The sequence below is a fragment of the Streptosporangium sp. H13245 genome, from assembly GCF_055690525.1.
The window spans coordinates 1-18,160 of the sequence record NZ_JBSZKT010000039.1; the positions used below are offsets into that span (position 1 = coordinate 1).

Below are 18,160 nucleotides of genomic sequence, written 5' to 3' on the forward strand. Positions count from 1 at the left end.
TCCGACCTCGCCCCCGCCTCCTCCGACCTTGTCCCAGCCTCTTCCGGCTCCGCCTCTCCTGCCCCTGCCCTCGCCTCCCTTGACTCCGTTCCCGCTTTTTCCGGCTCCGCCTCTCCCGCCCTCGACCCTGTCCCCGCCTCCCTTGACCCCGTCTCCCCCGGCCATGCGCTCGTCGTTCCCGCTCCGCTGGACCTCGCCGCGCTGCGGGCGGCCGGAGCGAAGGTACCCGCGCTGTTGCGCGGCCTGGTCCGGCCACAGCGGCGAGCGGCCAGGATCTCCGCGGCGACCGGCCCGGCACTGGCCCACCGCCTGGCCAGGCTGCCCGAGGAGCAGCGGGCGCGGGTCGTGCTCGACGTGGTCACGGCGGAGGTGGCGGCGGTCCTGGGTACGCCGTCCGGGGCCGTCGCACCGGACCGCCCGTTCAACGACCTCGGCCTGGACTCGCTCACCGCCGTCGAACTGCGCAACCGGCTCGACGCGCTGACCGGCCTGCGGCTGCCCGCGACGGTCACCTTCGACCACCCCACGCCCGACGCCCTCACCGGCTACCTGCTGCCCGAGCTCGCGAGAGCCCCCGGGCCCGCCGACCCGGCCTCCGCCGATCCAGCTGGTTCCGCTGATTCCACCGATCCTGCTGGTCCCACTGGTTCCGCTGGTTTCGTGAGAGGCGAGGGGAGGGCGGCGCGGCAGGGGCCGCTGTCCGACCTCTACCGCCAGCTGTGCGGACGAGGCGAGTTCGCCGCCGCCGCCGAGCTGATCGGCGTAGTCTCCCACCTGCGGTCGAGCTTCGGCACGGCGGAGGCCGCCGAGCACGCCGTCGCGCCGCTCCGGCTGGCCTCCGGTGACGCGCCGGTCACGCTGGTCTGCTTTCCCGCCGTCAGCGCTATCTCCGGCCCGCACGAGTACGCCCGCTTCGGCCACGCCATGCGCGGCGAGCGGGACGTCCATGTGGTGCCCTCACCCGGGTACGCGCCGGACGACCTCCTCCCCGACAGCGAGGAGACGTTCGTCCGGATGCACGCCGACGCCGTGGAGAAGCTGGTCGGTGGCGGCGGCCCCTTCGTGATCCTCGGCCGGTCCATGGGCGGGTGCGTCGCGCATTCGGTGGCGGCCGAGCTGGAGAACCGGGGCGTCCCGGCGGCCGGGCTCGTCCTGATCGACTCCTACCCGATCGAGAGCCCGACGCTGGAGGGCATGCGCGACTGGTGGCTGGCCGCGATGCTCACCGGGATGGTGGAGCGCATCGAGCGCTACCGGATGGTCTGGAGCGACGCGAGCCTCACCACCATGGGCGCGTACGGTCGGATCCTGGCCGACTGGCAGCCCAAGCCGATCGACGCCAGGACCCTGGTCGTCCGGGCGCGGGAGCCGCTGCGCGGTACCGTCGTCGACCCCACGGGACGGTTCGACTGGCGGGCGTTCTGGCCGCTGCCGCACGAGACCGTCGACGTGCCCGGCGACCATTTCACCGTGCTCGAAGAGCACTCGGAGACGACGGTGGCGGCGGTCCGCGAGTGGATCGACGCGCTCGTCCCCTCCGAGAGTTTCGCCGGGAGATCCGCCGGGAGGCCCACCGGGAGATCCACGGCGTCCACAAACTCCACGAACTCCACAGAGCTCACAGAGTTCACCGAGCCCGCGAACTCCACAGCGTCCACGGGCTCCGCGAACTCCACAGAGCACACAGAGCCCACCGAGCCCGTGAACCCCGCGGTGCCCGCCGGGTCTGCGAACCCCGCGAAGTCCACAGAGAAGAGGAACGTATGAGTGTCCAGGTCGTGGTCGTCACCGGAGCCGCGTCCGGCATCGGGAGAGCGACCGCGGAGCTGTTCGCCGACAGGGGAGCGAGGGTCGTCGCCGTCGACGTGGCGAGGGAGGGACTGGAGAAGCTCTCCGCCATCCACGGCGTCGTCCCGCTCGTCGGGGACGTGTCCACGGAGGAGACCAACGCCGCCATGGTCGACCTCGCCGTCCGGGAGTTCGGGCGGCTGGACGCGGTCGTGCTCAACGCCGGGATCAGCGGCGCTGGGCCCCTGGAGTCGCCAGGCGCCATCGACCGTTTCGACCGGATCCTCGCCGTCAACGTGCGCGGTACGGCGCTGGGCATCCGGGCCTCGCTTCCGGCCCTGCGCGCGGCGGGCGGCGGCTCGATCGTGGCGACCTCGTCGGTCTCGGGACTCGGAGGCGACCCGGTCACCTGGGCGTACAACGCGGCCAAGGCGGCGGTGATCAACCTGGTGCGCGGCGCGGCGATCGACTACGCCATCGAGAACATCAGGGTCAACGCCATCGCGCCCGGGGGGACGGCGACCGCGATGACCGCGGGCGTGCTGTCGCACCCCACCCTCGGACCGGCCGTGACCGGCCGCATCCCGCAGCGACGCTGGGCCGATCCGCGCGAGCAGGCCGAGGTCATCTGGTTCCTGACCTCGCCCGCGGCGTCGTACGTCACCGGCGTCACCATCCCCGTCGACGGCGGCCTCAGCGCCAACAACGGCATCCTCCTCCCGCCCGCCTTCCCGGGCGACGCACCCAGATAAGGAGTCCCGCGATGAGCACGGAGACGAACACCGGCACGAACCCCCGTACGAGCACGGAGACGAGTACGAGCACGGACACGAACAAGGAGGTCGCCCGGCGCCTCTACGAGGAGCTGATCACCCTGCGGCGCCCGGAGCTGCTGGAGGAGATCATCGCCGAGGACGCCGTCGACGAGACGGTCCCGCCCGGCGCCGGGCCCGGCGGGAGGGAGGACTTCCGCGCCCACATCCAGGGGGTCTGGGAGACCGTCGAGGACGTCAAGGCGACCGTGACCGACCTGATCGCGGAAGGCGACCGGGTGGTGGTCTTCTGGCGGATCGAGGGCGTCCACCGCGCCCCGCTGTTCGGCGCCCCCGCGAGCGGACGGCATTTCATCGGAAACAGCGTCAGCCGGATAACGTTCAGGGACGGGAAGATCGCGCGGTACAACGTTCTTCCCGACCGTCTCGGTATCCTCCAGCAGATTTCCTGAGCGGGCGGCGAGAAATGGATGAATTGTCATTGGAGGACGTTTCCCGTATTCGCGGGACGCTCGCGCTGTTCTCCCACGTCTTCGACAACGCGGAGATCGCCGATCTCGGCAGGGTGTTCACCGGCGACGCGGTGATCGAGCTGAGAAGGGGAGCGGGACGCGTCGTGCGCGGGCTGCCCGCCATCGGCGAGTTCGCGCTGAGCCTGCGCCCACACGGGCCTGACCACCAGACTCTCGACACGCACGTCTTCGTGGACGGCGACGGCGTCGTCCGCGCGCGGAGCCGCTATCTCGCGGTGCTCCCCGACGGGAGCGTGCACAACGGCGACTATCTCGACGTCCTGCAGCGTACGCCAGAGGGGTGGCGGATCGAGCTGCGCGTGTCCGTTCCCCGATATCCGCTGGCCGAAGGAGTTTCCCGCTAGGGGTTGACTGGGGTGTTTCCACCGCGAATCCCCGGCTTAACCTTTCGGCGAAAGACGAAAGTAGATCTCCCTCGTTCTATTACCAACCCGCCGGAGCGGTGAAATGCACGTGTTCACAATATTCGGGCTGTCGCGTACCAAACTCGGGGCGGTGGCGGGGGCCATGCTCCTGCTCGCCGCCTGCGGCTCCCCCGCCACCTCCTCCGGCGGTACGGACGACAGGAGCGGCGCGAGCGGCTCGGTGTCGGAGGCTCCCGTCAAGGGAGGGTCGCTGACCTTCGCGGCCGACACCGAGCCCGTCTCCTTCGACATCCACGTCAGCTCCCAGGACATCACGGGAGCGATCCTGCGCAACGTCTTCGACTCGCTGGTCGCCGAGGACGCCTCGGGCAAATTCCACCCGTGGCTCGCCGAGTCGTGGGAGGTGGCGCCCGACCTGAAGAGCTACACCTTCCGGCTGCGAAAGGACGTGAAGTTCCACGACGGCACACCCTTCGACGCCGAGGCGGTGAAGGTCAACTTCGACCGCATCGCCGACCCCGCGACCAAGTCGCAGCTCGCCTCCAACCTCCTGGGCCCGTACACCGGGACCACGGTCGTCGACCCGCACACGGTGAAGGTGGAGTTCTCCGCGCCCTTCGCCCCGTTCCTGCAGGCCGCGAGCACGGCCTACCTCGGCTTCTACTCGCCGAAGACGATCGCGGCCAACGCGGCCACGCTCGGCTCTGGTGGACCGGTCGGCGTCGGTACGGGACCGTTCGTGTTCACCGGCTACACCAAGGGCCAGGAGGCGGTCCTGACCAGGAACGCCGGTTACGCGTGGGCGCCGAAGACCGGCGGCCACACCGGGCCCGCCTACCTCGACAAGCTGACCGTCCGTTTCCTGCCGGAAGCCTCGGTCCGGGTCGGCTCGCTGAACAGCCGCCAGATCGACGTCGCCGCGGCGATCCCCCCGGCCAACGCGAAGGCCGTCGAGGCCAACGCCAACCTCGCGCTCCTCAAGACCGACTACCCCGGCGGGAACTACAGCATCTACCTGAACACCTCCAAGCCTCCCCTCGACGACGAGAAGGTCCGCAAAGCCCTCCAGCGGGGAATCGACGTCGACACGAACGTCAAGGCGCTCTACTTCGGCCAGTTCAAGAGAGCGTGGAGCCCGCTGGCGCCGACCACTCCCGGCTACAACGCGGCGCTGGAGAACAGCTGGCCCTACGACCAGGCGCTGGCCGGAAAACTGCTCGACGAGGCCGGATGGACCGGCCGCGACACGGACGGCTACCGCACCAAGGACGGCAGGCGTCTCATCGTCGACTGGCCGCTGCTGCCCGCCCAGTACGTGCGCGACCAGCGCGACATCCTCGGCCAGGCCTTCCAGGCCGACCTCAAGAAGATCGGCGTCGAGGTCGTCCGCCCCCAGGCCGACATCGGCACCTACCTCGAACGGGTCTACGGCGGCAAGGCCGACATGGCCGACTACAGCTGGTCGCGCTTCGAGCCGGACGTGCTGTGGCTCCTCTTCAACGGCGCCAGCAAGCCCCAGAAGGGCGGCCAGAACGCCACGTTCCTCGACGACCCCGACCTGACCGCGTGGACCGACCAGGGCCGGGCCACCCTCGACGAGACCGTCAGGAAGGAGGTGTACGGCAGGACCCAGCAGCGCGCCGTCGACCTCGCGCTGGTCATCCCCGTCTACACCCAGTCGCAGGTACTCGGCCTGGGCAGGCAGGTGCGCGGGCTCACGCTCGACGCCAACGCCTGGCCGCTGTTCTACGACGTGTGGCTCGCCAAGACGGCGCAGTGACGAATCCCGCCAAAGCAGCGACGTCTCCGGCCGGAGAAGCGGTGCCTCCCACCGAACAAGCGACGCCTCCCGCCGGACAGACGACGGCTCCCGCCGGACAGGCGACTCCGGCCAGAGAAGCGACGACCCAGGCCAGGGTGCCGGGCGCTCCCGGGGAGGAAGCGGGGAAGGGCAGGTGGCGCCGCGCGGTGAGAACTCTCGCCAGGCGGCTGGCGGCCGGGCTCGCGGTGCTCTACGGCGCCGCGACCCTCGCCTTCGTCGCCCTCCAGCTCATCCCGGGAGACCCCGTCGCGACCCTGCTGGGACCGGCCACCACGGCGTCGGAGGAGGTCAGGGAGCGCATCAGGACCGAGTTCGGGTTCGACCGGCCGGTGCTCCTCCAGTATCTCGGCTACCTGGGCCGGGTCGTCACCGGCGACCTGGGCTCCTCGTACCAGCTCCAGCGGCCGGTCTGGCAGCTGATCGGCGACCAGCTCGGCGCCACCGTGCAGCTCGCCGTGGCCGCGACCGCCCTCGCCGTCCTCATCGCGCTCGTGTCGGCGGTGACGACGGCCGGGCGGCGGCGCGGCGTGCGGGCCGCGGTGACGGCCTGGGAGCTGGTGGCCGTCTCGCTGCCCTCGTACTGGCTGGGCATCCTGCTGCTGACCGCGTTCTCCTTCCAGCTCCAGATCTTCCCCGTGGTCGGCGCGCGGGACCTGGCGGCGCTGGTGCTGCCCGCGCTCACGCTGGCCCTGCCGATCGCCGGTGTCCTCGCGCAGGTGCTGCGCGAGGGGCTCGAGGCCGCGCTGGCGCAGCCGTTCGCGATCACCGCCCGGGCGCGGGGCCTGAGCCAGACGGCGGTCCGGTTGCGTCACGCGCTCCGGCACGCGGCGGTACCGCTCGCCACCCTCACGGGATGGCTCGTCGGGACGCTGCTCGGCGGCGCGGTCCTGGTGGAGACGGTCTTCGGCCGGTCGGGCATCGGCGCGCTCACCCTGCAGGCGGTGGGCAACAAGGACATGCCGGTGGTGATGGGCGTGGTGCTGCTGTCGGCCTTCGTGTTCGTCCTCATCTCCACCGTCGTCGACCTCCTGTACGCGGTCATCGATCCGCGGCTGCGGGCCGGGTGATCGCGTGTCCGTGACCCCCGTGCTCCCCGGCCTCCCCGCTCGTACCCCCGCCCGCTCGCGGGTCGCCGTCCGGCGCCGGTCGACGGTGGCCGCCTGGGCCGTGCTCGTCCCGATCCTGGTGGCCGCCGTCGCACCGGAGGCGCTGACCGCGTCCTCGCCGATCGCGATCGATCCCGTCCACGCCCTGCTGCCGCCCGGCGGCGAGTACTGGTTCGGCACCGACCAGCTCGGCCGCGACCTGTTCACCCGGGTCGTCCACGGTGCGCGGCCGTCCCTGCTCCTCGGTCTGGGCGCGACCTGCCTGGCCGTCGCCGGGGGAGCGGTGTTCGGCCTCGCCGCCGCGCTGGGCGGGCGGGTGGCCGACCAGGCCGTCATGCGGGCGGCCGACATCCTGCTCTCGCTGCCCCAGCTCCTGGTCGCGCTGCTCGTGATCACCGTCCTGGGCGGCGGGACCGCCAACGTGGTGCTCGCCATCGCCATCGCCTTCGCCCCCGGATACGCGCGGATCGTCCGCGCCGAGGCCCTGGTGGTGCGCCGGTCGGGGTACGTCGAGGCGGCCCGCGGGCTCGGGCTGCGGCGATCGACTCTGATCGTGCGGCACATCCTGCCCAATGCCCTGGGGCCGTTGCTGGTGCTCGCCACCGTCGGCTTCGGCACCGCGCTCATCGCCGGATCCGGGCTGAGCTTCCTCGGTTTCGGTACCCAGCCGCCCGCGCCGGAGTGGGGGGCGATGCTCTCGGAGGGCCGTGACTTCCTGCAGACGGCGTGGTGGATCGGGGTGTTCCCGGGGGCGGCCATCACGGCGACGGTGGTCGCGGTGAACGTGATCGGCCGTTCCGCCCAGCGCCGCTTCACCAGGAGAACACCGTGACCGCCTTCCAGCGCCGTTCCACGAGGAGGACACCGTGACCGCCCTCCGACGCCGCCCCACCGGCAGGACACCGAACCGTTCCATCAGGAGAACACCGTGACCGTCTTCCAGAGCCGTCCCCCGAACCGTTCCACGAGGAGGACGCCGTGATCGTGGTCGAGAGGCTCGACGTCGTCTTCCACCTCGACGGCGAGCGGATCCACGCGGTACGGGACGTGTCGTTCACCGTCGCGCCCGGCGAGTGCCTGGCCATCGTCGGGGAGTCGGGCTCCGGCAAGAGCGTCACCGCGCGTACCCTCGTCGGCCTGGCCGGTGAGCGGGCGTCGGTCAGCGCCCGAGAGCTCACGTTCGAGGGTGAGGACCTGACGGCCCTGACCGAGCGGGGCTGGCGCGCGGTCCGGGGCCGCCGGATCGGCCTGGTGCTCCAGGACGCGCTGGTGTCGCTGGACCCGCTCAGGACCGTCGGCGCCGAGGTCGCCGAGACGCTGCGCGTCCACCGGGTCGTGGACCGGGCGGACGTCGGCGAGCGGGTGCTCTCGCTGCTGGCCGACGCCGGCGTCCCCGACGCGGACCGGCGCGCGCGCCAGTACCCGCACGAGCTCTCCGGCGGTCTCCGGCAGCGGGCGCTCATCGCGTCCGTGATCGCCGCCGGGCCGCGCCTGCTCGTGGCCGACGAACCCACCACCGCGCTGGACGTCACCGTGCAGGCGCAGATCCTCGCGCTGCTGCGCGGGCTGCGGGAGAACGGCACCGCCCTCCTGCTGATCAGCCACGACCTGGCCGTCGTGGCCACCCTCGCCGACCGGATCGCCGTCATGTACGACGGGCTGATCGTCGAGGAGGGCCCGGCCGCCCGGGTTCTCGGCGCCCCCCGGCATCCGTACACCCGGGCGCTCATCGCCGCCGTGCCCGCCGCCCACGCGAAGGGCACGCCGCTGTCCGCCGTGGCGGCCGGGCGGCCCGCGCCGGGGCCGGACGGATGCCCGTACGCCGCTCGCTGCGCGCACGCCGACCAGCAGTGCCGCGACAAGCTCCCGGACCCGGTCGAGGTCGGGCCGGGACACCGGGCGCTGTGCTGGTACCCCGCGTCACGCGCCCCCGAGCCCGTCAGGGGCGCCCCGGCGCGGCCGGAACCCCGCGAGGAGAGGGCCGTGGTACTGGCGGCCGAGGGTGTCTCCAAGCGGTTCCGCACCCCGGGCGGGGGCTGGCACGACGCGGTCAGGGACGTGTCGTTCCAGCTCAGGGCGGGGGAGACGCTGGGGGTGGTCGGCGAGTCCGGATCGGGCAAGACGACGGCCGCCCGCATCGCGCTCGGCCTGCTGGAGCCCGACGAGGGCGTCGTACGGCTCGGCGGCGAGCGGTGGAGCGGCGTGCCCGAGCGCGACCGCAGGACGAGGAGGCGCCGGATCCAGGCCGTCTACCAGGATCCGCTCGGCTCGTTCGACCCCCGCCACACGGTCGGGCGCGTCGTCGGTGAGGCGGTGGCCCTGACCGGTGCCCGGCGCGAGAGGCGCCGCGCCCGGGTCGCCGAGCTGCTCGACCAGGTCGGGCTGCCGCTGACGACGCTGGGGCGGTATCCGCGCGAGCTGTCCGGCGGCCAGCGGCAGCGGGTCGCCATCGCCCGCGCCCTGGCCCCGTCCCCCGAGGTGATCGTCTGCGACGAGCCGGTGTCGGCGCTCGACGTCTCGATCCAGGCGCAGATCCTCGACCTGCTCGCCGGTCTGCGACGTGACCTGGCGGTGGCGATGCTGTTCATCTCGCACGATTTGGGGGTCATCCACCACGTCAGCGACCGGATCGCGGTGATGAAGGACGGGCGGATCGTCGAGACGGGAGCCGTCGCGGACGTGTTCGCCGCCCCCGCCGAGCCGTACACCAGGGAGCTGCTCGCCGCGGTCCCCACCCTCGCGCCGGAGGTGACGATCACCGGACCGGCCGTACGGTGACGGACGGCCGGTGGACGCGCGGGTCACCCGGTGTGAACACCACCGTGAACACCGCGCCGGACGGCCGTGATCCGTCAGTTTGACGGCATCCTCCCGTAGGCGCCGAGCACCTGGAGGGCCCGTAGGGTCTCCACCCCCCGGTACTCCAGGGTGGCGGACACGCCGGGCGGCTCCCAGGTGAGGGCCCATCCCCCGTCCGGCTGCTGGTCGGCCGCGAGCCGGTCGAGGTGGCCCTCGATCACGTCGTCGGCGAACAGGCGGCGCCAGCGGCTGCCGGGGTGCGGGGCGAGGTGCAACGGGGTGACCCCGTACTCCGGGTCCGCGGGGTCGCTCCGGTACCACTTCAGCTGGGGGAGCCACTCGCCCACCCGCCCGGCGAGGCGTTCGGCCCGGTCGCGGTCCGGGACGTGTTCGAGGAACACGAGCGCCTCGGACATGGCGTGCGCGTCGTCGGGGAAGCCCTCCTCCAGCGCCGACCAGCACCGGTCGGTGGCCCGGGTGAGCCACGGATGCTCCACACCCATCCGGTGCAGCAGCCCGGCCAGCCCGGCGGTGGGGTTCAGGCCCGGCACGTAGGTCCAGTCCGCCCAGTGCACGGCCCTCGGGTAGCCCTCCGTGACCGGCAGGGACAGGGGCACCGCCCCGTCGGGCGCGGCGACCGTCGCCAGCCAGTCACATGCCCGTGGCACCATCGGGCCGGTCTCGGGAACACCGGCCGCCAGCAGGGTCTGGAACGCGACCTCCACGTCGATGGGCAGGCTGTCGGGGCAGCGCTTGTCGGGTTCGAGGCCGTGGCCGAAGCCGCCGTCCGCGTTCCGGTAACCGCGCAGGGCGTCGACCACCCCGGTGGCGGGCTCCCCCTGGAAAAGGGTGGCGAACAGGCGGCGTTCGAGCAGGCGCCCTTCGCGGAGGATGAAGGCCCGAGCGGTGTCGAGGATGCTGTCACTCATGGTGCCCCATGCTGGCGGGCATTCGGCCCGGTCGTCTTGTACGAATCGGACGCCGCCCGGGGCGCCCGGCCTCCTCGAAGAATTTTTCTCGAGCGCTGTCGATTACGAGCGGTCCCGTTCGCCGTAGGGGCGAGGGCGTCACCACCGGCGCCCGACGAGTAGGTACGAGCGAAGGAAACGACATGCGGAAACTGATGGTGACCATGTTCATGTCCCTGGACGGCGTCACGCAGGCACCGGGCGGCGCCGACGAGGACCGCGACGGCGGGTTCGAGCACGGCGGCTGGGCCGTGCCGCACATGGACCAGGGGATCATCCAGCTGATGACCAGGGTGGCAGGCAGGGCCGACGCCCTCCTGATCGGGCGCAGGACCTACGACATCTTCGCCGCCACCTGGCCGCTGGCCGAGGACGGCGACCCGATCGGGGACACGATGAACAACGTCCGCAAGTACGTCGCGTCGCGGACGCTGGAGACCGTCTCCTGGAAGAACTCGACGCTGCTCACCGGCGACGTCGCCGAGGCGGTCGGCGAGCTCAAGCGGGGGGAGGGCGGCGAGATCCAGGTCCACGGCAGCGGCGAGCTGATCCAGACGCTCATCGAGCACGACCTCGTCGACGAGTTCCACCTGCTGGTCTTCCCGGTGCTCATCGGCTCCGGCAAGCGGCTCTTCGCGGGGGGAACCATCCCGGCCGGGCTCAGGCTGGTCGACACCACGACGTCGGACACCGGTGTCCTCATCAGCACGTACGCGCGAGCTGGCAAGGTTGAGTACGGGGCGATGGGCCCGGAGACCGGTAACTGGTGACCGGGCGACGCGAACAGACAGGGAGTGTGTGCGTCATGCCGCAGTACGCGATTCTGATCTACGAGCGGGAGACCCCCGGAGGTGTGGCCGACATCCCGCCCGACGTCATGGAGGCCAACATGAGCGCCGGGGAGAAGATCACCGCGATGGGGGCGAGGGTCGTCTACGAGTCGGCGCTGCGGCCCAGCGCGACCACGCGGACGATCCACAAGGACGGCCTGGTCACCGACGGCCCGTTCCTGGAGAGCAAGGAGGTGGTCGCCGGGTTCTTCGTGGTCGAGGCCGCGGACCTCGACCAGGCGATCGCCATCGGCAAACTGCTTCCGATCATGAACGGCGCGGTCGAGGTGCGGCCGCTGCTCGCGGAGTGACGCCGTCACGGCCCGGGACCGGACGGCGTCCGAGGCCGATGACACGTCCACGCGAACACCGCCCGTCGCCGCCTCCGGGTCTGTAGCCGTCTCCGGGCCTGCAGTTCTGGGCTTGCAGAGCCGTCTCCGGGCCCGTCGCGATTCCGGGCTCGTCACCGGTGCCGGGGGCCGTCGCGGTGCCCGTCGCCGTTTCCGGGCCCGTCACCGTGCGCGGCGGGCCCGGTCCGGCTGCCAGAGAGGTTCAGCGGCCTCCTGGACCTCCCCGTCGACACCGAAGATCAGAAACCGGTCGAAGTCGTCGGCGAACCACCGGTCGTGGGTGACGGCGAGCACCGTGCCGGAGAAGGAGGCGAGGCCGTCCTGGAGCGCCTGCGCGCTGGCCAGGTCGAGGTTGTCGGTCGGCTCGTCGAGCAGCAGCAGGGTGGCCCCCGACAGTTCGAGCAGCAGGATCTGCAGGCGTGCCTGCTGCCCGCCGGAGAGGGTCTCGAAGGGCTGCCGACCGGCGGGGGCGAGCTCGTAGCGGGCGAGGGAGGCCATCGCGTCGTTGAGCGTAAGCGACCCGGCGGCCGTGACGATGTCGGCGGGAGTCCGCCCGGCCAGGTCGGGCCGGGCGTGCGTCTGGACGAAGTGGCCGGGCACGACCCTGGCCCCGAGTTCCACGGTGCCCCGGTGGCATACCGAGGGTGGCGTGCCACTCCCCGTCTCGGCCAGCAGCCGCAGGAAGTGGGACTTGCCGGAACCGTTCGGGCCGAGGATCGCCACCCGTTCCCCGTAGTGGATCTCGACGTCGAACGGTTCCGTCAGGCCGGTCAGCTCCAGGCGGGTGCAGGTGAGCGCGCGCTTGCCGGTACGGCCGCCGCTCAGGCGCATCCGGACGTTCTGCTCCTTGGGCGCGCTCTCGGGCGGGCCCGCCTCCTCGAACCGGCCCAGCCGGGTCTGGGCGGCCCGGTAGGCGGAGGCGACGGAGTCGTTGTTGGTCGCCTTCTGGCGCAGGGTGTGGACCAGCTTCCTGAGGCGGGTGTGCTCCTCGTCCCAGCGGCGGCGGCGCTCGTGCAGGCGCTCGTTGCGGTCGAGGCGGGCCTGGGCGTAGGTGGCGAAGCCCCCGCCGTGGGTCCACACCCCGCGTGACTCCACGGTGATGACGCGGGTGGCCGTGTTGGCGATCAGCCTGCGGTCGTGGGAGACGAGCAGGACGGTCTTCCTGGCCGCCCCCAGCTGTTCCTCCAGCCACTGCTTGCCGGAGACGTCCAGGTAGTTGTCGGGCTCGTCGAGCAGCAGGACCTGGTCGGGGCCGCGCAGCAGCGCCTCCAGCGCGAGCCTTTTCTGCTCCCCGCCCGACAGCGTGCCGACGTCGCGGTCCGCCACCTGCTCGTAACCGGCGCCCATGGCCGAGGTGGTGCAGGCGCTCCAGGTGACCTCGATGTCGTAGCCACCGGCGTCGGCGTAGTCGCCGAGGGCGCGGGCGTAGGCGAGCTGGGTCTCCTCCTGGTCGCGCTCGCCCATCGCGCGCTCGGCCCGCTCCAGCTCGGCGGTCGCGGCGCGTACGCGGTCGGGGGCCACCGACAGCAGCAGCTCGCGTACCGTCTGGCCGCCACGGAGACCCCCGATGAACTGGCGCATCACGCCGAGCCCGCCGGACGCGGTGATCCGCCCGGAGGAGGGGCTGAGGTCACCGGCGATCAGCCGGATCAGGGTGGTCTTGCCCGCGCCGTTGGGGCCGACCAGCGCCGCCGTGACGCCGTCGCCGACGCGGAAGGACACCTCGTTGAGCAGCAGCCGCCCGTCCGGCAGTACGTAGGTCAGCTCGTCGGCCTCGACATGTCCCACGGTGACGTCTCCTCGAAGGTGGCGGTCCTCGGCGTACTGGGCGAGAGAAACCGCAGTTAGAACATTGGTCATACACTATGAACATTGATCGGCCCGCTTCTCAAGCCATTAAGATCTCCGGAGTGGGAGAGGCGGGGATCGGAGAGTCGTGAACGCTACGCCGGGCAGGAGAACGCGGCGCCAGAGCGGTGAGGCGGCGCCGGGGGTGTGGCTGCGCCCGCCGCGCGCGAGCAGGGCCGAGCCGGTCGTCACCCTCGGGCGGATCGTGGGGGCGGCCGTGGAACTGCTGGACGAGGAGGGGGCCGACCGGCTGACCATGCGCCGCCTCGCCGACCGGCTGGGGGTCGCCGCCACCACGCTCTACCTGCACGTCGAGACCAAGGACGACGTGCTGGACCTCGCGCTCGACGCCGTGTTCGGCGAGGTGCCCGTCCCGTCAGGGTCACCAGGACCACCAGGACCGCCGGGCGCGTGGCGCGACGACGTCACCGCTCTGATCACCGGGTGGCGGGCCACCATGCTGCGCCACCCGTGGTCGGTGGCGGTGCTGGACCGGCCCCTGCTGGGCCCCAACGCCCTGGCCCGTACCGAACACCTGCACGCCGTGCTGGCGGGGGCGGGTTTCACCGGGCCGGACCTGACCGCCGCCGCGTACGCCCTGGCCAACTACGTCATCGGTTCCGCGACGATGCAGGTCGCCGGTGCCGCGTACGGCGAGGCCGGGTGGAAGCGGGCCGCCGAGCTGCGGGTACGGACCCGCCGCGAGCTGTATCCGACCCTCGCCGCGCACGGGGCCCCGATCGGCAACGACTGGGATCCGGTGTTCGCCACCGGGCTGGGCTACCTGCTGGACGGCATCGGGTCCCGGCTCGGGGTTTCGAGGAGTTGTTAATCTACAACGTAAAGGCGCTCGTCCGGGTTCACTCATAGATCGAGACCGACCCCCCCGCGACGATCGGCCCGGAGCACGCGGTCGGTACGCTCGCGGCCAGGAAACGGGAAGGGAGACGGGGTGCTTTTCGCCGTCGCGGCCGTGTTCGGGCTCACCTGGTGGCTCGGGTGTTACGTGATCGCCCGGGATCCCCGGGAGCGCGGGCCGAGGCGGGCCGGTCTGGGACTGCTGGCCTACGGTGCCGCGCTGGCGATCGCCCAGGTGCTCACCGCCGTACCCGATCCCGCGGCGGAGGTGCTGGGTGCGGTCGAGGCCGCGCTGGTCTGTCTTCCGGCGCTGCTGTGGACGGGTGCCGTGCTGACCCTCGTCCCCGGTGGTGAGCGGCTGGACCGGGTCTGGTCCAGGGGGCTCGTGCCGGTCACGTTCGTGGCGTTCGGGTGGTTGCTGGTGTCCGGCCTGGGGGCGGGGGTGAGTCCCGTGGCGCGGGTGGTGACCGGGGTGTTGCTGCTGGTGCCGCTGGCCGGGGTGCTGGTGCTGCTCGTGCGGGCCAGGCCGCCGCGGGCCGGGTGGCTGGTGGCGGTCGCCACGCTGTTCTTCGGGCTGGGGGCGGCGCTGCTCATGTTTCCGCTGTTCGGCCCGCCCGGCCTGCTCTCCGTTCTCGCCGTCGACGTGGACATGGTCCTGCTGGGGGTGGCCATCGCGATGTCCAGCGCGTTCCAGGCGGGTGAGGCGCTCTGGCGTGACATGCTGCGGTCTCTGCTGGGGGCGGTGGTCGTGGCCGTGGCGTCCGGTGGTCAGGTCGCCCTGGCCGTCATGCTCGGCGCGCCCACGCCCGCTCTCTCGGCGCTGCTGTTCGGTGTGATCGCGGTGGCCGTCGCGGTGCAGACGCTGGCCGGTCCGGTGCATCGGGTGCTGGATCGGATCGCCTTTCCGGGTGACCCGGGGATTCGCCGTGAGCGGGCCGAGTTGCGCGAGACGTCCGAGGCGCTGCCGCGTCGTGAACAGGGTCCGCCGCCGCTGGAGGAGGCCGAGTTCGTCCGGCTGACGCGGCGTGCCCTGGCCGGTTACGGCGATCTGGGCAAGCTCGCCAGCAGTCCGCTCGCGAATCTGCCGGTGATCGAGGCGCGGATCACCGGTGACATTCCTCTGGAGCGGGCGGCCGAGCTGAAGCGTCTGCTGCTGGAGAGTATTCAGCGGCTCAAGCCTCGTGACGGCGAGTTCGGTACCAGTGAGGAGTGGCGGTTTTACAACGTGTTGTTCTTCCCGTATGTCCGGGGGTTGCGCCCCTATCGGCGTGGGGCCGGTCGTGATGGGCTCACCGCTGTCGAGCGGCAGGCGTTTGACTGGTTCGTCCGCGAGGTTCCCGAACGTACGCTCTACAACTGGCAGAACGCGGCGGCCAAACTCGTCGCGGATGATCTTCGTCGGGAGAACTGGCAGTGAATGGCAGTGCCGTGTCTGCAGATGGCAGTGGGTGAGGCGGTGTGCTGAGCGGGTCGGAACCCGACACCCTCAGCGAAGGAGATCTCGATGACCACGACCACCCCCACCGCCCGCCGTACCCCCATGCTGACCCGCGTGCTGCGGGTGGACGCCCTTCTCACCGGAGGGTTCGGCCTTCTTCTGGCCGCCGCCGCGAGCCCGCTCGCCGATCTGTTCGCCCTGCCCGAGTCGCTGGTGCGCTGGGTGGGGATCGTGCTGCTGCCGATCGCCGCGTTCATCGCCTACCTGGTCACCCGTCCGGTCCCGCCTCGGGGAGGTGTCTGGGCGCTGATCGTCGTCAACGCGTTGTGGACCGTGGACAGTGTCCTGTTGCTGTTCACCGGCTGGGTGGCCCCCAACCCGCTGGGCGTCGCCTTCGTCCTCGCCCAGGCTGTGCTGGTCGGTGTCTTCGCCGAGCTCCAGTACGTCGCGTTGCGCCGGGCCTGACGCCGGGTCGTCGAGGTCCCGCCGTTCACACGATGCGGATGACGTGCTTGCCGCGTACGCCGCCGGCCTCCAGTGCCCGGTGGGCCTCGGCGACGCCGGAGAGGGGGTGGACCGTGTCGACGACCGGCCGGAGCGCCCCGCTCTCCACCAGCCGGGTCAGGTCGGCGAGGAGCCGGTGGGTGGGGTTGCCGCTGAAGAACCGTACGCGTCGCGGGCCGTACACGGTGGAGGCGAGGACGTACGACAGTGACGAGAGGATGTGCCCGGTGTCGAAGGTGATCGAGACCATGCGTCCTCCCGGTGCCAGGAGGCGGCGGTAGGCGGCGAGTTCGGTGCCGTTCGCGGTGTCGAGGACGACGTCGAAGGGGCCGAGGTCGGCCGGGCCGGTGGTGGTGTAGTCGAAGACCTCGTCGGCGCCGAGGTCCCGGACGAAGCCGAGGTTCCTCGTCCCGGCGAGCGCGGTGACGTGTGCGCCGTACGCCCGGCCGAGCTGGACGGCGACGCTGCCGACCCCGCCGCTCGCGCCCCGGACGAGCAGTCGCTCACCTGGCCTGAGGCGGGCCTTGTCCCGTAGGGCGGTGATCGATGTCGTGCCCCCGGCGAGCAGGGAGACGGCCTGGACGGGGTTGAGTCCCGCCGGGGCGAGGGCCAGTTGCCGGGGGCGGACGGCCACGAACTCGGCGGCGCTCCCGAAGGATGCCCGGGGCAGTACCCCCCATACCCGGTCGCCCGCCGAGAGGCCGGGCGTGGGGGAGCCCAGGGCGGCGACCTCGCCGGTGAAGTCGATCCCGGTGCCCTTCGGGAAGCTCCGCCCCGTGATCAGGCGTACCTTTCCGGCCCGGCCCAGGAGCTCGCCGCCGTTCACGCTGGCGGCGTGCACGCGTACCAGCACCTTGCCCGGTCCCGCGACCGGCTTCGGCAACGTGCCCTCGTACAGCACTTCCGGGGGCCCGTATCTGTCGTACCGGGCCGCGCGCATCTCGCTCACTGTTTTGGTCATCCCATCTGTCCGGTCACCGTCGATCGGGCGAGGTCGCGGGTGATCTCCGTACGCCCGGGGAAGCAGGCGGTGGTTTCCATGTACGGCCAGGTTAACCGCCTAAACGGAGAGGCCGTTCCGTTTGGGATAATGTGAGAAACATGTCCATTGATTCCTCTCGGATACCGCGTCCCGCCGACACCTCCGGGCTCCGCGTGGACGCGCTGCACAATCGCAACCGCATCCTCGCGGCCGCCCGGGAGGCGTTCGCCGCGCACGGGCTCGGTGTGCCGATGGCCGCCGTCGCCCGCCGCGCCGGTGTCGGGATGGCCACGCTCTACCGGCGTTTCCCCACGCGGGAGTCGCTGATCACGGAGGTGTTCGCCGACCAGCTGGCGACGTGCGTGTCGGTCGTCGACGACGCCCTCGCCGACCCCGACCCGTGGCGCGGATTCCGTACGGTCATCGAGAAGGTGTGCGCGATGCAGGCCGTCGACCGGGGCTTCACCGCGGCGTTCCTGACGGCCTTTCCCGACGCGGTCGACCACGAACGGGAACGCGTCCGCGCCGAGCGCGGCTTCGCCGAGCTGATCCGGCGGGCCAAGGAGTCCGGACGCCTGCGTGCCGACTTCGACCAGGCGGACCTCACGCTGCTGCTCATGGCCAACGGGGGCGTCGTCGCCGAGTCCGCCGAGGTCGCCCTCGTGGCGTCCCGCAGACTGGTGGCGTACCTGCTCCAGTCCTTCCAGGCCGAGCGGGCCGTCGCTCCGCTGCCCCCGGCGCCCCCGTTCGGGCTGCGTGACATCTCCGGCCTCGCACCGGCGCGCTCCACCGGGTAGGCGCGGCCCCCTGCCCCGGTGGCTTCGCGATCATCCGAAGACGCGGTCCCGCAGCGCCGGGAAGGTGTTGAACAGCCGCAGTGTCGTCCTGGACGCCGCGAACGCCAGCGGGTTCGCGATCACCGACTGGTTCAGCGCCTGCACGGAGGCCTTCACCGCCGCGAACCCGTATTCGCGCATCTGCCGCTCGTAGTCGGCTATCGCGGCGGTGAGGGCGGAGGCGTCCCCGTTACGGGCGGCGCGTTCGAACACGGTGACGTCCACGCCGGCCCGGTGCAGCCCTTGGGCCAGGCACAGGCCGCCGATACCGCCACCGGCGATGAGGACACGAAACATGGTGATCTCCGTTCTTCGGGATTGCCGCACCGGCCGCGAGGAGCGGCGACCGGGTTCGGGGGG

18 protein-coding genes are annotated in these 18,160 nt (G+C 71.8%); 14 read left to right on the forward strand and 4 right to left on the reverse strand.

The features are described from left to right. The 8 genes from ACW9TB_RS33395 to ACW9TB_RS33430 all read left to right on the forward strand — a co-directional run. Positions 1 to 1,767, forward strand: a 1,767-nt coding sequence (locus tag ACW9TB_RS33395) for a thioesterase domain-containing protein (protein ID WP_472752093.1), incomplete at its 5' end; no start/stop codon positions are given. Further along, positions 1,764 to 2,540, forward strand: coding sequence for an SDR family NAD(P)-dependent oxidoreductase (locus ACW9TB_RS33400; protein WP_386269508.1), 777 nt, complete (start codon positions 1,764 to 1,766; stop codon positions 2,538 to 2,540). The genes ACW9TB_RS33395 and ACW9TB_RS33400, both read left to right, overlap by 4 nt. 11 nt (positions 2,541 to 2,551) lie before the next feature. Further along, positions 2,552 to 3,013 (forward strand): ester cyclase, encoded by a 462-nt coding sequence (locus ACW9TB_RS33405; protein WP_472752094.1) that lies wholly within the window; start codon positions 2,552 to 2,554, stop codon positions 3,011 to 3,013. Between the two features lie 29 nt (positions 3,014 to 3,042). Beyond that, positions 3,043 to 3,438 carry a nuclear transport factor 2 family protein gene (locus ACW9TB_RS33410; protein WP_472752095.1) on the forward strand — a complete coding sequence of 132 codons (396 nt, stop codon included), beginning with the start codon at positions 3,043 to 3,045 and terminating at the stop codon, positions 3,436 to 3,438. Between the two features lie 103 nt (positions 3,439 to 3,541). Beyond that, positions 3,542 to 5,239 carry an ABC transporter substrate-binding protein gene (locus tag ACW9TB_RS33415; RefSeq protein WP_472752096.1) on the forward strand — a complete coding sequence of 566 codons (1,698 nt, stop codon included), beginning with the start codon at positions 3,542 to 3,544 and terminating at the stop codon, positions 5,237 to 5,239. Positions 5,240 to 5,427: 188 nt separating this feature from the next. Then, a complete protein-coding gene (locus ACW9TB_RS33420; protein ID WP_472752097.1) occupies positions 5,428 to 6,348 on the forward strand; it encodes an ABC transporter permease in 921 nt (306 codons plus the stop codon). A 4-nt stretch (positions 6,349 to 6,352) separates the two neighbouring features. After that, complete coding sequence (locus ACW9TB_RS33425) at positions 6,353 to 7,219, forward strand: ABC transporter permease (RefSeq protein ID WP_472752098.1); 867 nt, start codon at positions 6,353 to 6,355, stop codon at positions 7,217 to 7,219. Positions 7,220 to 7,365: 146 nt separating this feature from the next. Continuing rightward, positions 7,366 to 9,165 carry a dipeptide ABC transporter ATP-binding protein gene (locus tag ACW9TB_RS33430; RefSeq protein ID WP_472752099.1) on the forward strand — a complete coding sequence of 600 codons (1,800 nt, stop codon included), beginning with the start codon at positions 7,366 to 7,368 and terminating at the stop codon, positions 9,163 to 9,165. Between the two features lie 74 nt (positions 9,166 to 9,239). Here ACW9TB_RS33430 and ACW9TB_RS33435 read toward each other — a convergent pair whose 3' ends face one another. Beyond that, positions 9,240 to 10,115 (reverse strand): hypothetical protein, encoded by an 876-nt coding sequence (locus ACW9TB_RS33435; protein WP_472752100.1) that lies wholly within the window; start codon positions 10,113 to 10,115, stop codon positions 9,240 to 9,242. Between the two features lie 182 nt (positions 10,116 to 10,297). Between ACW9TB_RS33435 and ACW9TB_RS33440 the strand changes: the two genes are divergently transcribed. Together ACW9TB_RS33440 and ACW9TB_RS33445 are read left to right on the forward strand one after the other, a co-directional pair. Then, entirely contained in the window at positions 10,298 to 10,924 is a 627-nt protein-coding gene (locus tag ACW9TB_RS33440) for a dihydrofolate reductase family protein (protein ID WP_472752101.1), read from the forward strand. A gap of 35 nt (positions 10,925 to 10,959) precedes the next feature. Then, positions 10,960 to 11,295 (forward strand): YciI family protein, encoded by a 336-nt coding sequence (locus tag ACW9TB_RS33445; protein ID WP_472752102.1) that lies wholly within the window; start codon positions 10,960 to 10,962, stop codon positions 11,293 to 11,295. Between the two features lie 201 nt (positions 11,296 to 11,496). Here ACW9TB_RS33445 and ACW9TB_RS33450 read toward each other — a convergent pair whose 3' ends face one another. Next, positions 11,497 to 13,122 carry an ABC-F family ATP-binding cassette domain-containing protein gene (locus ACW9TB_RS33450; RefSeq protein WP_472752103.1) on the reverse strand — a complete coding sequence of 542 codons (1,626 nt, stop codon included), beginning with the start codon at positions 13,120 to 13,122 and terminating at the stop codon, positions 11,497 to 11,499. A 148-nt stretch (positions 13,123 to 13,270) separates the two neighbouring features. On the opposite strand from ACW9TB_RS33450, the gene ACW9TB_RS33455 reads away from it, so the two are divergent. From ACW9TB_RS33455 to ACW9TB_RS33465, 3 genes are all read left to right on the forward strand, one after another. Next, complete coding sequence (locus tag ACW9TB_RS33455; protein ID WP_472752104.1) at positions 13,271 to 14,014, forward strand: TetR/AcrR family transcriptional regulator; 744 nt, start codon at positions 13,271 to 13,273, stop codon at positions 14,012 to 14,014. 120 nt (positions 14,015 to 14,134) lie between these two features. Beyond that, positions 14,135 to 15,457 carry a hypothetical protein gene (locus ACW9TB_RS33460; protein WP_472752105.1) on the forward strand — a complete coding sequence of 441 codons (1,323 nt, stop codon included), beginning with the start codon at positions 14,135 to 14,137 and terminating at the stop codon, positions 15,455 to 15,457. A gap of 87 nt (positions 15,458 to 15,544) precedes the next feature. Continuing rightward, positions 15,545 to 15,943, forward strand: a complete 399-nt coding sequence (locus tag ACW9TB_RS33465) for a hypothetical protein (RefSeq protein WP_472752106.1) — start codon at positions 15,545 to 15,547, stop codon at positions 15,941 to 15,943. 25 nt (positions 15,944 to 15,968) lie between these two features. On the opposite strand, the gene ACW9TB_RS33470 is transcribed toward ACW9TB_RS33465, so the two are convergent. Further along, on the reverse strand, positions 15,969 to 16,922 hold the full coding sequence (locus ACW9TB_RS33470) for an NAD(P)-dependent alcohol dehydrogenase (RefSeq protein WP_472752166.1): 954 nt from the start codon (positions 16,920 to 16,922) through the stop codon (positions 15,969 to 15,971). 161 nt (positions 16,923 to 17,083) lie between these two features. Here ACW9TB_RS33470 and ACW9TB_RS33475 point away from each other — a divergent pair, with 161 nt between their 5' ends. Then, on the forward strand, positions 17,084 to 17,761 hold the full coding sequence (locus tag ACW9TB_RS33475; RefSeq protein WP_472752107.1) for a TetR/AcrR family transcriptional regulator: 678 nt from the start codon (positions 17,084 to 17,086) through the stop codon (positions 17,759 to 17,761). Between the two features lie 30 nt (positions 17,762 to 17,791). Here ACW9TB_RS33475 and ACW9TB_RS33480 read toward each other — a convergent pair whose 3' ends face one another. Further along, entirely contained in the window at positions 17,792 to 18,097 is a 306-nt protein-coding gene (locus ACW9TB_RS33480) for an NAD(P)-binding protein (RefSeq protein ID WP_472752108.1), read from the reverse strand. Positions 18,098 to 18,160 lie beyond the last annotated feature (63 nt).

Excerpts from the sequence above, each read along its gene's own strand:
- ACW9TB_RS33400 (WP_386269508.1), top strand. The coding sequence starts at position 1,764 with ATGAGTGTCCAGGTCGTGGTCGTCACCGGAGCCGCGTCCGGCATCGGG.
- ACW9TB_RS33465 (WP_472752106.1), top strand. The coding sequence starts at position 15,545 with ATGACCACGACCACCCCCACCGCCCGCCGTACCCCCATGCTGACCCGC.
- ACW9TB_RS33415 (WP_472752096.1), top strand. The coding sequence starts at position 3,542 with ATGCACGTGTTCACAATATTCGGGCTGTCGCGTACCAAACTCGGGGCG.
- ACW9TB_RS33470 (WP_472752166.1), bottom strand. The coding sequence starts at position 16,922 with ATGCGCGCGGCCCGGTACGACAGATACGGGCCCCCGGAAGTGCTGTAC.
- ACW9TB_RS33405 (WP_472752094.1), top strand. The coding sequence starts at position 2,552 with ATGAGCACGGAGACGAACACCGGCACGAACCCCCGTACGAGCACGGAG.
- ACW9TB_RS33480 (WP_472752108.1), bottom strand. The coding sequence starts at position 18,097 with ATGTTTCGTGTCCTCATCGCCGGTGGCGGTATCGGCGGCCTGTGCCTG.
- ACW9TB_RS33445 (WP_472752102.1), top strand. The coding sequence starts at position 10,960 with ATGCCGCAGTACGCGATTCTGATCTACGAGCGGGAGACCCCCGGAGGT.
- ACW9TB_RS33440 (WP_472752101.1), top strand. The coding sequence starts at position 10,298 with ATGCGGAAACTGATGGTGACCATGTTCATGTCCCTGGACGGCGTCACG.
- ACW9TB_RS33435 (WP_472752100.1), bottom strand. The coding sequence starts at position 10,115 with ATGAGTGACAGCATCCTCGACACCGCTCGGGCCTTCATCCTCCGCGAA.
- ACW9TB_RS33475 (WP_472752107.1), top strand. The coding sequence starts at position 17,084 with ATGTCCATTGATTCCTCTCGGATACCGCGTCCCGCCGACACCTCCGGG.